This window comes from Mesorhizobium sp. M5C.F.Cr.IN.023.01.1.1 (assembly GCF_003997585.1).
GTDB classification, from domain to species: Bacteria; Pseudomonadota; Alphaproteobacteria; order Rhizobiales; family Rhizobiaceae; genus Mesorhizobium; species Mesorhizobium wenxiniae.
This window is the reverse complement of the sequence record NZ_RZSU01000075.1, coordinates 18,800-32,035: the sequence shown is the minus strand read 5'-3', so window position 1 is coordinate 32,035 and position 13,236 is coordinate 18,800. Positions and strand designations below refer to the sequence as shown.

Annotated in this window: 15 protein-coding genes and 1 pseudogene; 4 read left to right on the top strand and 12 right to left on the bottom strand. The window is 61.1% G+C overall.

Features of this window, described 5'->3' with window-relative positions; genetic code table 11:
- Positions 1-212, top strand: a pseudogene (locus tag EOA78_RS25070) (ATP-dependent DNA ligase); the annotation flags it as partial.
- Positions 213-932: 720 nt separating this feature from the next.
- On the opposite strand, the gene EOA78_RS36175 reads toward EOA78_RS25070, so the two are convergent.
- From EOA78_RS36175 to EOA78_RS25050, 4 genes are all read right to left on the bottom strand, one after another.
- Entirely contained in the window at positions 933-1,154 is a 222-nt protein-coding gene (locus tag EOA78_RS36175; protein ID WP_164783926.1) for a hypothetical protein, read from the bottom strand.
- An 11-nt stretch (positions 1,155-1,165) separates the two neighbouring features.
- On the bottom strand, positions 1,166-2,470 hold the full coding sequence (locus EOA78_RS25060; RefSeq protein ID WP_127317452.1) for a TRAP transporter large permease: 1,305 nt from the start codon (positions 2,468-2,470) through the stop codon (positions 1,166-1,168).
- Positions 2,467-2,949, bottom strand: a complete 483-nt coding sequence (locus EOA78_RS25055) for a TRAP transporter small permease (RefSeq protein WP_127317451.1) — start codon at positions 2,947-2,949, stop codon at positions 2,467-2,469. The genes EOA78_RS25060 and EOA78_RS25055 overlap by 4 nt, the downstream gene beginning before the upstream one ends.
- Positions 2,950-3,035: 86 nt before the next feature.
- Positions 3,036-4,013: a TRAP transporter substrate-binding protein gene (locus tag EOA78_RS25050; RefSeq protein ID WP_127317450.1), complete on the bottom strand. Its 978-nt coding sequence runs from the start codon at positions 4,011-4,013 to the stop codon at positions 3,036-3,038.
- Between the two features lie 310 nt (positions 4,014-4,323).
- On the opposite strand from EOA78_RS25050, the gene EOA78_RS25045 reads away from it, so the two are divergent.
- Positions 4,324-5,232 (top strand): NAD(P)-dependent oxidoreductase, encoded by a 909-nt coding sequence (locus tag EOA78_RS25045; RefSeq protein WP_127317449.1) that lies wholly within the window; start codon positions 4,324-4,326, stop codon positions 5,230-5,232.
- Positions 5,233-5,563: 331 nt separating this feature from the next.
- On the opposite strand, the gene EOA78_RS25040 is transcribed toward EOA78_RS25045, so the two are convergent.
- The 6 genes from EOA78_RS25040 to EOA78_RS36165 all read right to left on the bottom strand — a co-directional run bounded on the left by EOA78_RS25040 (position 5,564) and on the right by EOA78_RS36165 (position 10,823).
- On the bottom strand, positions 5,564-6,511 hold the full coding sequence (locus tag EOA78_RS25040; protein ID WP_127317448.1) for a spore coat protein U domain-containing protein: 948 nt from the start codon (positions 6,509-6,511) through the stop codon (positions 5,564-5,566).
- 7 nt (positions 6,512-6,518) lie between these two features.
- Positions 6,519-8,921 carry a fimbria/pilus outer membrane usher protein gene (locus tag EOA78_RS25035; RefSeq protein WP_245477730.1) on the bottom strand — a complete coding sequence of 801 codons (2,403 nt, stop codon included), beginning with the start codon at positions 8,919-8,921 and terminating at the stop codon, positions 6,519-6,521.
- 13 nt (positions 8,922-8,934) lie between these two features.
- Positions 8,935-9,660, bottom strand: coding sequence for a molecular chaperone (locus EOA78_RS25030; RefSeq protein WP_127317446.1), 726 nt, complete (start codon positions 9,658-9,660; stop codon positions 8,935-8,937).
- Between the two features lie 48 nt (positions 9,661-9,708).
- Positions 9,709-10,206, bottom strand: a complete 498-nt coding sequence (locus tag EOA78_RS25025; protein ID WP_127317445.1) for a spore coat U domain-containing protein — start codon at positions 10,204-10,206, stop codon at positions 9,709-9,711.
- 163 nt (positions 10,207-10,369) lie between these two features.
- Entirely contained in the window at positions 10,370-10,519 is a 150-nt protein-coding gene (locus tag EOA78_RS36170; protein ID WP_164783925.1) for a hypothetical protein, read from the bottom strand.
- A gap of 22 nt (positions 10,520-10,541) precedes the next feature.
- Positions 10,542-10,823: a hypothetical protein gene (locus tag EOA78_RS36165; protein WP_164783924.1), complete on the bottom strand. Its 282-nt coding sequence runs from the start codon at positions 10,821-10,823 to the stop codon at positions 10,542-10,544.
- 468 nt (positions 10,824-11,291) lie between these two features.
- Here EOA78_RS36165 and EOA78_RS25020 point away from each other — a divergent pair, with 468 nt between their 5' ends.
- Positions 11,292-11,504, top strand: coding sequence for a hypothetical protein (locus EOA78_RS25020; protein WP_245477728.1), 213 nt, complete (start codon positions 11,292-11,294; stop codon positions 11,502-11,504).
- A 393-nt stretch (positions 11,505-11,897) separates the two neighbouring features.
- Here EOA78_RS25020 and EOA78_RS37270 read toward each other — a convergent pair whose 3' ends face one another.
- Both EOA78_RS37270 and EOA78_RS25005 read right to left on the bottom strand, forming a co-directional pair.
- Positions 11,898-12,155, bottom strand: a complete 258-nt coding sequence (locus EOA78_RS37270) for a thermonuclease family protein (RefSeq protein WP_281034065.1) — start codon at positions 12,153-12,155, stop codon at positions 11,898-11,900.
- Between the two features lie 482 nt (positions 12,156-12,637).
- Positions 12,638-12,817: a hypothetical protein gene (locus EOA78_RS25005; protein ID WP_127317443.1), complete on the bottom strand. Its 180-nt coding sequence runs from the start codon at positions 12,815-12,817 to the stop codon at positions 12,638-12,640.
- Between the two features lie 146 nt (positions 12,818-12,963).
- Here EOA78_RS25005 and EOA78_RS25000 point away from each other — a divergent pair, with 146 nt between their 5' ends.
- Positions 12,964-13,206 carry a hypothetical protein gene (locus tag EOA78_RS25000; protein WP_127317442.1) on the top strand — a complete coding sequence of 81 codons (243 nt, stop codon included), beginning with the start codon at positions 12,964-12,966 and terminating at the stop codon, positions 13,204-13,206.
- Positions 13,207-13,236 lie beyond the last annotated feature (30 nt).

Below are 13,236 nucleotides of genomic sequence, written 5' to 3'. Positions count from 1 at the left end.
AATATGTTGGATCGGCCTTCATCAATCCGAGCCGGGCGATCCGCGAGCGCCTGTGGAAGCGTGTCCAGGAGCACGCCGGGCCGCCGCCTAAGGGGATGAAGCGTCCGGCGACGCAGTGGGTCAAGCCGGGGCTGATAGGCCGCGTCAAGCACCTGCGCGGCGAGGAGGACCTCCGGCATGCCTCGCTGCAGGATTTCTGGGAGGATAATTGAGCTTCCCGTTCCGATCTGACGAGTTCTTGAAGTGTGCGGCGAGCCTTTCTCGCGCGCTTGGGGATGAGGTTACAAATCCCTAGGCCGCCACCGGCCTGTCACGTTCCACCGAATGAAGCGTGCGACGCGATATCAGCAACACGCTCGGCTATGGCGGGGCGGCCCAGCGGCTGGGATTAGGGGGGAGAAGCCGCTGAGCCTGACCAGTGAGCCTTGGGGGTGCTCGTCTGGCAGGTGATTTATGAGCTAACTCTAATGTAAAATCGATACATGCAAACGAAGTACGGGCCGGCAAAGCCGGCTAATTCCGCCGCCCACGACACCGACAGGCTATGCGAAGGCAAAGGGGCAATGATCGACAAGGCTAGTCCACCATGTCACGCAGCGGCTTCTTGCGTTTCGGCGGCCGGTATTTCTCCAACAGCCTGACCTTATCAACGTCGACCGTCACCAGCGGTCCCAGATCGACGGTCACCCTGCCGTCTTCCTCACCTATGCGCGTGATCTCTGACGGGATTATCGGGCGGACTCTTGCGCAGCGACGATAGACTGTCGGCATACCGACCGGCGACGAACCGGGCGCGGGCGAGCTGTGCGTAGTACCAACTCGGAGCCTGCGGATTGAGGCGAAGCGCCCATTCGGCAAGAGCACAGCCTTCTTCCGGATTTCCGCGCACGAGCGCCCGGCTTGAGGCAAGCATCGACAGCACATCGGCGTGATTAGGTGCCAGGGCTGGCCAGCGCCCGGTCGTGTTCCTCTGCGGTCCCGCTGATATCGCCGTCAATGGCGCGAAGATCGCCCATGTGAATGCGCGTCATCGGATCGGTAGGGTCGAGCCCCAGAGCCTTTTCCACGCATTCTCGCCAACGCTCGACCGAGGCGGCTGAATCTGGCGTGAAGGCATTGCAGGCATCGACCCGATGTGCCAATCCCAACGGCATCCAGGCTCGTTTCAGTTGACGAATTGCGGCATCATCAGCCGCGGTAGCCAGAGAGTTAACGATGGAAACAGGATCACCAGCATCAGAATGGCCAGCATCGGCAGAAGGATAAGCGCCACGTCACGCAAGGCCTTTTTTACCGGAATACCCGCGATGGAACAGGAAATCAGGAGGCATAGTCCATAAGGAGGAGTCACCAGACCGAATGCCAGGCTGATGATGCCGATCATGGCGAAATGGATTGGATGCATCCCCACCGCCTGCGTCACCGGATACAGAACGGTCCCAAGGATGATAATGGCCGGGATTGCGTCGATGAAACAGCCGATGACGAGGAATGATATCGCCACGGCGAAGCCCATTTCGGCAATCCCAAGGTCGAGTGTCTGAACATAGCCAACTAGGGCCGCAGGGATGCGGAAATAAGCGAGCGTCCAGCCGAAAGCACTGGCAGTGCCGATGCAAAAGAGCGCGATCGATGCGAACCGGCCGGTATCGTAGAAAACGTGCGCCAGTTTCCGACCACCGACCGTTCGGTAGATAATGAGACCGAGCGCCAGAGCATAGAGCGCAGCGACGACAGATGCTTCGGTCGGGGTGAAGAACCCACCGACGATTCCGCCGACGATGATGATCGGCGTCAGAAGCGCTAGGCCGGCGCCGGCCAGGGCGCTTGCGAGCTCGCGCAGTTTCGCGCGATCGTGCAGCCCCATGCCGTGGCGGCGCGCATAGACGTAAACCGCCACCATCTGCGCAAGCCCGATCAGGATGCCTGGAATGATCCCGGCGATGAAGAGTCCGCCGATGGAAACGGACATCAACCCTCCCCAGACCACCATCAGGATCGAGGGCGGGATGATGACGCCCATCACCGACGAACACGCCGTCACCGCAACCGAGAATGACGAGGAGAACCCCTCCTTCTTCATCTGGGGAATCAGGAGCGAGCCGATGCCGGCGGCATCCGCCGTGGAACTGCCGGAGATGCCGGCGAAGAACATCGAGACGACGACGTTCACATGTCCGAGGCCGCCAGGCAGGTGGCCGACCATGGCGCGTGACAGCCGTATTAACCGGTCGGTGATCCCGGCCACGTTCATCAGGTTGGCGGCCAAGAGGAAGAACGGGACGGCCAGGAGCACGAAGGAATTGTAGGAGCGGAACATCTCCTGGAGGATAAGGACCGGCGTCAGGCGCGGCTCGAAATAGAAGATTGGTAGGCAGGCGAGCGCTAGAGCAAAGGCGACCGGCACACGAAGGACGATGAGCAGAAAGAGCACACCAAACATGATGCCGGCGACGGTCCCTGGGGTCATGCTGCTTTCCCGCGGATAATCGCCATTTCCTTGGCTATCTTCTCGAAAATGAATAGCGCGAAGATGATCCCGCTGAGCGGCCAGGCGACGAACATCCAGTTCATCGGCAGGGCGGCGATCTCGGATTTCTGATACCAGCCGAACAGCATCAGACGCCAGCCGTACCACATGAATATGAGGGCGACGACGAGGACCATGACATGGACGAAAATGCGCTTGGCGGCCTCTATCTTCGGATTGGACGATTCCGGCAGAACCTCCAGATCGAAATGCGTGCCGTCGCGCACGGCGCACATAGCTCCAACCATGATCATCCAGACGAAGCAGAACCGGGCGATCTCCTCGGTCCAGATGTAGCGTGGTACGACGTCGATGAATCGGGACAGGATCTGTGCGGTGACCGGGATGAGCAGGCCTGCAACGAGCAGGCTGAGCGTGACCTTCAGGACGTTATGGATGACGTCGAGTACGCGTGACATGGATTTCCTCGGGCGGCAGCAGCAGAGGTAGCGAAGACGTATCGGGGCTGCACAAGGGCAGCCCCGGTAGGATCATGCAATTCCGATCACTGGATCGCCTGTACGGCCTTCAGGACCTCCGATGCCCCGAGTTCCTCGGCGTAGCTCTCGAGCACCGGTGTGGCTGCGGTCAACATAGCGTCCCGCTCGGTGAATTCATGGGTCGTCAACCAGCCCTTGTCCGCCATCTCCCGGACCTTCTTCGAGTCTTCGCTGCTCTCGATATCACGGCCAAACTTTCCGGCTTCCGCCCCGGCCGTGTCGATACAGGCCTGGAGAGCCTCCGGCAGCCGCTGGTAGGTCTTGTTGGATATGAACAGCGGCCTGATCGTAATGGCGTGCTTGGTTAGGGACAGATGCGGACCGACTTCGTAGAACTTCATCTGCTCGACGCCAGCCGCCTCGTTTTCCGCGCCCTGAATGACTCCGGTCTGGATGGCGTTGTAGACCTCGTTATAGGCGATCACAGTTGGCGCCGCGCCCAGGGCGTTGAAGACGCTCGTCCAGATCGGGGCGCCCTGCATCCGGAGCGGTACGCCCTTCAACTCTTCCATATTGGTGATCGGCTTCGTCGCGAAGATGTTGCGTGTACCGCCCCCGGCATAGCCCAGGAGCCGAATGTCGGCCTTTTCGAGGATATCGTCGGCGACCGGCTTGAGCGCGTCCTGCTCGAGCACCTTCCTCCAGTGGTCCTCGTCGCGGAACAGGAAGGGCATGTCCATCAGCGGCGCCATCGCCGAGAAAGTCGAGATATGCGCGGGCGAAGCCACGGCATAATCGACCGACAGGCCCTGGTTCATATAGGCCACATAGTCCTTCTCGAGCCCCAGCTCGGAATTCAGGTGCATTTCGAACTCGATAGGCTCATCGGTGTAGCAAGCCTTAACGAGTTCCTCGAATTTGCGCATCGTTTTCGTAAAGGCATGGTCCTCGTTAAACTGACTCGCGCCAATCAATTTGATTTGTGCTGAGGCCGGACTCGAGAATCCTACCGCCGCAACAGCCGCGCCGAAACACAGCGCCACCGTATTTCTTAAAAGTCGAAATGCGTTCACTTTTACCTCCCATTGGCGATTGCAGTTGCGAAAGCTGGTGTCGCTGGCGTGCTGCTGCGCATTCTATTTACGCTCTCATCCTCCAAGGGTACTATTGTCTACCGACTTCTCAGGGTCAATGTCGCATCGGTCGCCGTCCTACCGTGTGCGAAATTCGTCGGATGAGCGCATCGGCGGCATCTGAAAAGCGCGTAGAAGTTGCATTCGAGCGAGATTCTGGCTCGCCCGACCGTTGCTTGCGACCAGGTGGTCGCGCTCAAGTGTGCAAGAGAGGTGTTAGATGCAACAGAAGTCTTCCATCGGATTTGTCGGCTTGGGGCTCATGGGGTCCGCCATGGTAAAACGCCTCCAGAGCCTTGGCTATGCAATGACCGTAATGGCCAACCGCAACCGGGCGAACGTCGACGCGGCGGTGGCGGATGGTGCTGCCGAAGCGAAGACTGCGCGCGAACTCGCCGAACAGAGCGACGTCGTGATGCTCTGCATGGATACATCCGCCTCCGTTGAGGCGCGCATGTTCGGCGAGACCGGAATCATAGCCGGCTTGCGGAGCGGAACTCTGGTGATTGACTTCGGCACCTCTTTGCCCGATTCGACAATCAGGATCGGCGAGGCCGTCGCGGCGACGGGCGCAAGCTATATGGATGCACCGCTCGGCCGCACTCCATCGCACGCGGTGGAGGGCAAGCTCAACATTATGGCAGCCGGCAGCCATGAAGCCTTCGTCTGCGCCGAACCGATCTTCAGGGATCTTGGCGAGAACGTCTTTCACGTCGGGCCTCTGGGCGCCGGCCACACTCTGAAATTGATAAACAACTTCTTCGCCATGACGACGGCCTGCGCCATGTCCGAAGCTTTCGCCATGGCCGACAAGGCAGGTATCGATCGCCAAATCCTTTACGGCGTCATGTCCGCTGGGCCGCTTAAGTCGGGCATGATGGATTTTATCAAGGCCAACGCGGTGGATGGCAAGCCGGATATGCTGGCCTTCTCCATAGCCAACGCGCGCAAGGATGTCGGCTATTACGGCAGGATGGCGGATGGTCTGGGCGTGCCCAGCCTAATGTCTCACGCCGCCAAGCAGGCGCTTTCGCTTGCCGGGGCTGCCGGATATAGCCAAAGGATGGTTCCGGAGATGGTAGATTATTTCGTGGCTCTGTTCGGCGGAAAATCCCGGGCGCCACAATGACGGGCCTTCGGCCTGAAAAAGGAGGTTCGGATGGCTGGCGCGGTCAGAGCATGAACTTAGCCTCGTGGCGTTCGGCACCTAAACCCGTCCCATGCCCTGAAGCTGCTGGCATTCCTTAGAAGCCATCTGCTCGGTGAAAGGGCTTCTCGATGGCGAGTTGCTCGACAAAGCATTGCGGCTGCCCGGAAGCAGACGTTGCATTTGACCATGGTACAGTCTCGGTCGCGCCACTGAACCGCGATCTCCGCCCCGCGGGTTCCGTCCCTACAGGTTCCCGACGCCGGCCCCGGAGCCACGGCATCGCAGTAGAGGGCCGCATCGCCCGCCTGCCTCAATATGTGACCGTCACTACCACAGTGTCGGTGTAGGTGCCTGGGGACGGCGTCGATTGCGCCGGCACGCGGCCGTAGACCGGCAGGTTCTGCGTCGCGCCTGCGCCAGTGCCTGCAACGGTGTCGCTGCCGATAGTTCCACCCCAGGGCTGACTGCGCGCGGCATCCTTGTAGAGGCCATAGGTCACGGCCTGGCCGCCGAGCGTCATACGCCGGGTCGTCGGACTGCTGCCGCTCAGCCCGTTGTTCAAGCCGACATTGTAGGTGGTGCCCGGGGTGCAGGTAACCCCGACGCCGCCGGCCGCGTCGGCTGCGGCGTCGAGCACTCCGTGGCTGCCGAAATTGATGTTCTGCGCCGTCACGCTGCAGTTCTTGATGACATTGGCCTGCGCCGTGAAGGTGGGCCGGACGGGGTTCTGCGTGACTGAGCTGCAGGCGGGAGGGGTAACCAGGTAAGTAGTCCAGTTGAAGCTCACTTGGCTCCCGGAGAAGCTCGATGTGTAGAGGCCAGCCGTCGCGCTTTGCTGGCTGCCGGAGACCCGCGCATAGATCGTCCGCGTCGCCATCGCGGTGGTGAGCGGCAGGGCGGACAGGTTCACGGCCACCGGATTGCCGAGCTCAGGTTGCTCTCGCGAGCCCCACTTCGTGGAGCGCGCCGCCTCCTGGTAGAAATTGTAGTTCAGGGCCGCGTTGGCGGCATTGCGCATGTGGCGGGTGCCCGAAGTCGCGCCGCCCGTTCCGGCGTTGAGGTTAAGGCAGACGCGGAAGTTCGCGCCGAGCAGCCCTCCGTCGCAGCTGATATTGACGGTCGCCGTCGTATCGGCGGCGGCGCCGGACAGGGTATCGACATTGCCGAAAGTAACATTGGAGACGCTGGAGGAACAGCTCTGGGCTTGCGCCTGTGCGGACACAAGCAGGAAGCAGGCCAGCAGGATCAGACGTGGCATGGCTTCCTCATTCGACAGGGCGGCAGACCGCATCGGGAATAGCGACCTGCTCGCCCTCGCGTGGTTCAAAGCCGAACTCCGCCGCGCAGCGGCCGCGGGTCGGCTGATCCACCACGATGCGGTTTTGCGGACCGAGCCCCGTGATGAAGGCCTGCCCCTCATAGCCTACGACGAAGCCTTCCGAGGCTCCTCCTTCCACCTGTCCGGCCGCACCTGTCTCCAGGAATTCGCCGCCCTCGTCGCGGAGCGTGACAAGCGCGTTTTGGGCGCCGGCCTCGACATCGAACTTGACCACGGTGCCGCTGCGGTCAGCCGGAACGGTGACCTCGCGGGTGCCGGCTACCGTTGCATCGATCGGCAGATTCGTCGGGTCGATCGTGATCCGGTTCGGCTCGTAGGAGCGTAGATCCGGCACCAGCAGCTTGCCCCTGCGGTTGGTGCGGCCAGCGGGCCGGTTTTCATATTGAACGTCGATATCCGGAACACCGGCATCGACCACGGTGAAGGCGTCATCAATGCGGTTGGAAAAGAAAACGTCGCTGCCGGCGAAGACGACGGAACCATCTGCCTGGGCCGTTGCGCGAAATTGATCCTCGTGCTGCTGGATACCGGCCTCGAAGCGGGCAAAAGGCGCGCGATAGCTGGCGGATACAGCACGGTCCGTGTAAGCGCCTTCCGTGTCGCGGAGCCGCCAGCCGACACTGCCGATCTCGTTGCCTTCCGACTTGACCAGGTCCGCCGTCACCGCCGTCCCCTCGGAATCGGAGGAAACGCCCGTCGAAGCATAGATATCGTTGCCGAGCGGGATCGAAACCCCAGCGAACGCGCCGAACGAATCCTCATCCTCGAGGTCCGTGAAGGCGGTTGCAAAAAATGATGCGCTGTTACCGAACGGGCGGTTGAGGGAGAGCCCGAGAATCCGGGATTTTTCACCCTCGTCCGTCTTGAGCTGGGTGTAGCTGAAATTGAGGGTGGACGGATCGAACCTCAGGGGAACCGAGACGGAGACCTGGTCGAGCGCGCGCGGCGGTGCGGCGCTGTGGAAGTCATCATCGGGCAACAGTGGCGGGAGAGGATCGACTGTTACCGCGGCAATGTCGTTGTAGTCTCCGAACGTGCGCTGCGTTCGCGCAAAAAAGTGCATGCCCCAAAGCTGAAGCTCGACACCGGCCGCCACTTGAAATCCCGTCTGCCCGCCGTAGCTGCTCGCAGAAGCCGCGAATGATCCCACGCCGTAGGGACCGAGGCCGAACACAGCACCGGCGCCGCCATTGATGAGTTCGGCGCCTCCTTCGGCATGGCCTTCGAGAGTGAGCCAGTCGGTCACCCCGTAGCGAAGCGTGCCCGAGGCCATGAGGCGCCCGTCATAGTCGCCGGATTCGACGCCGTAAAACCGGCGAGCAAAGCCTGCTTCGGCCGAATAGTCCCAAAACCCCGACGCCAATAGGTCGGACGATGCGAAAAAGGGCGTTTCGGAAACTGTCTCCCGTCCGAGAGCGTCGCGCACCACGACACGCGCCGTTCCGCTTCCCGTCACCACCGGCAGATTGGTGATCTGGAACGGGCCGGTCGGAACCTCCTCCGACAGGCGCTGGGCATTGTTGACATAAATATCGACCGTCGACGGAACGGCCGCGGAGCCGGAGAGTTCGGGCAAAGGCATGGTCACGAGATCCGGCCTCAGGCCGAAGTTGCGCTGGATCTGCACCCCGCCCAGGCGCGTCGGCCGGGTCCAACTCAACCCGCCCGTAATGACGTCGCCGGCGCGAACCGTGGTCAGCCATTTGGGGTTCGAATAGGACCACGTCGTGTCGAGGCGGGTCGAGCCGTAGGGTTCGTCCGGCGAGCTGTTGGCGATGTAGGAGCTTGCCAGGACGCCGAACGGACTGAATACGCGACCTTCGAACCATCCCGATGCGCCATCGAAGGCCCACATGTCATCGATGCCGCCGCCTCCGGTGCTGGCAAACAGCGTGTAGGTCACGAGCGCGCCGAGGCTGCTTTGAGGGTCCGCGGTGGAAGTGTCGTCCTGGGCCCGCTCATGGGCATCGATGACGCGCGCAGAACGCGCGTCGTATTCGACGGTGAAATGGATGATCTGGGCGGTCTCGTCGAATTCGAAGGAAACCAGGGGAAGCTTGGCTATGTCGATCAGCCCATCCGGTCGCATGGCTTCTTCGCCGGGTTCGATGCCGACATTGCGCAGCTGGTCCGGTTCGATCGCCAAGATTCCATCGGCATCCTGCCGGAACGCCGCAATCAGGTCGGTCGATGTGCCGTTGATGAACACCTCCAGTTGAAGGTCGCGAGAGGCGCTGACGGGTGTTGCTGCTGCACCGACGCCTGCCGCCGAGGGGATCGATTCAGCGAAGGCTTTTGAGCCTTGCAGCGCAAGGAGCCCAATCGACATCAAGAATGAAGCACTAGCCGCCCGTAAGGCGTGCGGTAGCATCAAAACGTCCTGCTTCGCTGTCCGCTGAGATTGACACCGAACCACCAGACGGCCGGCCGCGGCCGGTGGCCGGCACAAACCACTTCGCCGTAGAGTTTCCGAGTGCGTAGCCGACAAGTCCCTCGCGGCGCGCAACGGCCCTGCCGCCGCTGCTCAAGGCGAGGTTCGATATCTTGAGTCGCATCGATCCCCGGTTGCGGACGGTGACGAGATAGCCACCGCGCCTTTGCTGGACGCTCCAAGACGGAGACGCCCCGGGGGCATCGGTCGTGGCGAAGAAAACGGGTATGGAATGACGCACGACCAGAACGACCGTTCCGGCCACGCGGCGGGACGGGTCCGGCAGTTCGTCCACTACCAGCCGGTAGCTCTCTTCTCCGTCGACGGGGCGTTTCGAGGTTCGGACAATCCGGACCAGATTTTCGCCCCCAGGCCGAAGCGTCGTGATTGGCGGACTGGCGACCACATCGTTCGTCGTCTGGTAAGTGTCCTCGCCGTTTTGCTGGGTCCAGCGCAAAACACGGACCTGCACATTGATCGGTCGGCGCGCATCGTTCCAGATCCGGATCGTGGAGGCTGCCGTCGGCGCCCTGAGGTCGAGCACGACGGGTGCGACGCGCAGCGACGCGGCTTCCGAGGAGCCGGTGAATTCAAGGACGGCTGCAAGACATGCGACTATGAGGGCGAGTGACCGCATTTCCCCTCTCCCTGGTAATGGCTGTGTGGCGGCGTGGACGGGGTGGCCTTAGTAGGTCAAGGTTACCGTGATGACGTCGGCGTAGGTGCCGGCTGTGGGGGTGTCCTGCGTTGGCACCTGACCATAGACGGGATAAGTCTGCTCGGCGCCGGTGCCGGTGCCCGCTAACGTATCCGTTCCGATCGTGTCGCCCCAAACATCGGAATGGCCTGCATCGGTATAAAGGGAATAGGTCACCGTTTCCGAGTTCGGCCCGGTCATCAGTCGGGCAGCAACGGTAGCGCCAGTCCCTTGTCCGGCATCGAGCCCGATGTCGTAATCCGTTCCATTGGTGCACTGAACGGCGATAGCGCTCGATGCCGCGACCGCAGTGTCGATCACGCCCGACGAGCCGAAATTCAGATCGGTCGCCGAATTGATCTGACATTCGGCGCTGATCGTGATTTGGACGTTGAACTGAGTGGTATCTGTCTGAGCGAAAGCCGGGCCGACAAATAGCGCTAAAACGACAAAAAAAGCCACACGGGCGAGAAGACTGGTCCGCATAGGTTCCCCCTTCACGTGGACTCTCGTGAGGACGATCCGCCTTTCAGGGCTCGCCTCTCCGACAAGCCTCCCGCCTAAATCAGCCGTATCATACGATCAATTCGTTGCACAACTCTTAATTGCTGCTTTGCGAGACCGATCATCGATAGCGCTGGTCGCGCCTTCACATCCGCCGCCACGTCGCGAGTTCACTCTGCTCGCCGGATTCCGTCGGCTTCAATTCAATAACGACCAGTCTTGCGTCCTTGGACACTCCGAGCAGATCGATGCGCCGGCCACTTCCCGACCATTCCGAGAATTCTTCCGCGATCATTAGCGTGTCAGGGAGATAACGCTTACATGACGACGAATGAGGGTTTGCAGGTTCCTACGTCTGTCCCAGCCCGCCCGGCTGCCTTGATCTTTTCACTGATCATTCGCTTAGCTTCCCGCTCTGCCGGCTTGCCTCCCTTGGCAATTCGCAATGTGCGAAGCCAGATGACCTGCTGCGCCTCCATCGCAGAGAAACAGAGATCGACCCATGGATTGTACATTAAGAATCTTCCTGACCGGCACAGGAGAACGGCATTGACTGTTGGTTCCGCGCGGGCAAGCAGGCCGAAGAGATGCTGCGGCACGAGAGCGAGTTGCCTGCTGGCGAGGCTCCTAGGGGCTTGCCGGAACATTGACGCCAGCGCTATTCATCCTCGATGGCAAGGGGCTGGACATTCCAATCGCTGATCGACGCCCGGATGACAGTGACGGCGTTCTGTCATCATGCGCCATGCAACCATAACCAGAAGCTGGATCTGGCGATGCTCCGCGACGGCTACGGCCCGGACGATCGAATGCGGGAAGTCGTAAGAAGGGATTGATACGCTGACGCGGTCCTCTGTGACCCGTCTGCGGACGGTTTAATCGCCACCAGATCCCCAATCCCAATTCCCCGCGCCATTCCATGAGTCTGGGGCGGTCGGCGTCTTAGTCAATAGATTGCTAATATAGGTGGCCGCTTCATCCAATCGATGGACGAGACCCATCAAGGGCCGGTGCTAATTTGATGCATGTCGCGACCTTACTTGCGCCCGAGCCACCTTGCTATCGCTATGCTCGCGATCAGCGTCAGCTATGCCGAAGCTGCGGACCGCAAAGTCGAAACCGCGACGCTCGGTACATACGCCAATTCGAAAAACCTGCCGGTTTGCACCGCGTCAAGCTCACTCTTTGAAGTCCTCGGTGACAAGTGTTTTGTCGACAAAGGTTCGATGATCTATGGCGACATCGCCGAGCTGTCCCAGATAATCACTTTGGCATGGTAGCCGGAGCAATAACGGCGCTAGACGCCAATCTTCCTCAGCCTCACGCCGGCACCGCCGCCTCTCCACAGATAAAAGAACTTTCAGCAGAGCGTCTCGCACGCTCGCCCGTCGCCGTCGCGATCCAGTTTGCGGCCCCAAGAGCAGTTGTGCAGATACCATCGAGCCTCCTCGCACGACCCGATCTGCGAGCAGTACCGCCGCGGCTGGCACGAATAGCTTGCACCACCTGCCGGCTGATAATACCAAGTGATTGGCTGATCGCCGGCCCCTTATTATCGGCATGCTGCGCACGCCACTCCCAGGGCGCCTGAAACGTTCCGACCCACAGGCCAACCCTCGCTCCGCTTGTGCCTTCGCCTGCTGCTGCGCATAGGCGCCATGGCTGTAGCGCGGTCAATCCAGCGCTTGCCCGTGCTCGACCATCCAAGCTGCGACGCCGGCGCCGTCAGCGTGCCGGCAGTCGTCGACAAAGCGGCCGTAGCGGTCCCAATCTACGAATGTGCATCGGACAGGCCTCGAGGCTGATAGGAACGCGTCCAGCGCTTCGGCCGAACGGCGCCCGCACTGATAGTCAAAGCCTTTCGCGTCGCTGCAATACTGCCGGCTCTCGGGCGCGTCGACGCCGTTGAAGCGGACGCGCTGTCCGTGCACTTCGATCGTGTCGCCGTCGATGACCGATGCGACACCGCGATCGGCGCCGGAGTTGGCCCGATCAAGTCCGATAGGTGGAGATCGGGGAGGCTAGCGCCGCGGTGCATGACGAACTGCGTGGCCAGGCCGCGGCCGCGGCGACCGTGACGAAGACGAGCCGCTTCGGCACGCTGGCCAATAGGAGTGCGCGACGGCGCCTGGCGCCAGTGCGCTTTCGCCACTGATCAGATTGTCGTGACGTGATCTGTCCAAGCCCGTTGCGGCGGAGAGTCCAGATGGATCGGCTCGTCGATCAGCGGCGTTGTGCCTCGCGGCCGGCGGTATTCTTAATCTAGCTTGACGGTTCCGACGTCGACCGTGATCCGTCCACAACCTCACGTCAGGACCGCCCCCGTTCTCGGGGATGAACTCGACGCCGGCCGCAAGGATTGGACGCCTTGCCCGTGAAACCTGCACATGTGGAGCTTTCTCAAGTCCGGTCGTTAGTTCCTGCCAAGCGCGGCGGCCAGTTCGGACGCGCGCGCAAGGATTCCACGGGATCTCTTTGTCAGCCGGCGGTTCTGCTCGATGAGTTCTTGAGTTTCTTTGATGCGGATGAGGCTTTGCCGCTCCCTCTCATCGAGCTGCTTAAGCAGCTTTTTGGTGTCGTTGATCTGTTGCATGGTGATGCCGCCTTCAAACGCGTTCGCCCGCGATTCAAACCCGCGAGGCTGGAAACCGTTCCCTAGGCATCGCGTATGTGCGTCTAGCGGGCATAGTTCGGCGTAACAAATTGCCTTCTACCAAAGCCAGGCAGGCAGAGTTGCGAGTGACCAATGTCGCGGTGACGCAGTCAGCAGTGGATACTTCACAAGTGCCCGCCAGGCCCAATCCACCGCCCCCGCTAGACGCCAGCGCCAAGCAACAGCTGGAGAGCGCTGCAGTGGTCTTCATGAAGCGGCTCATCGAGCAGCATGGGCACAATGCCGATTTAGCGCTTGTTCAAATTCAGACGTCCTACGCGCACACCGTTGACTACTTCACGATGCCGTGTCTGTCCGAGCCGTTGTGAATGATTGAATATAATAAACACGTTGACGCC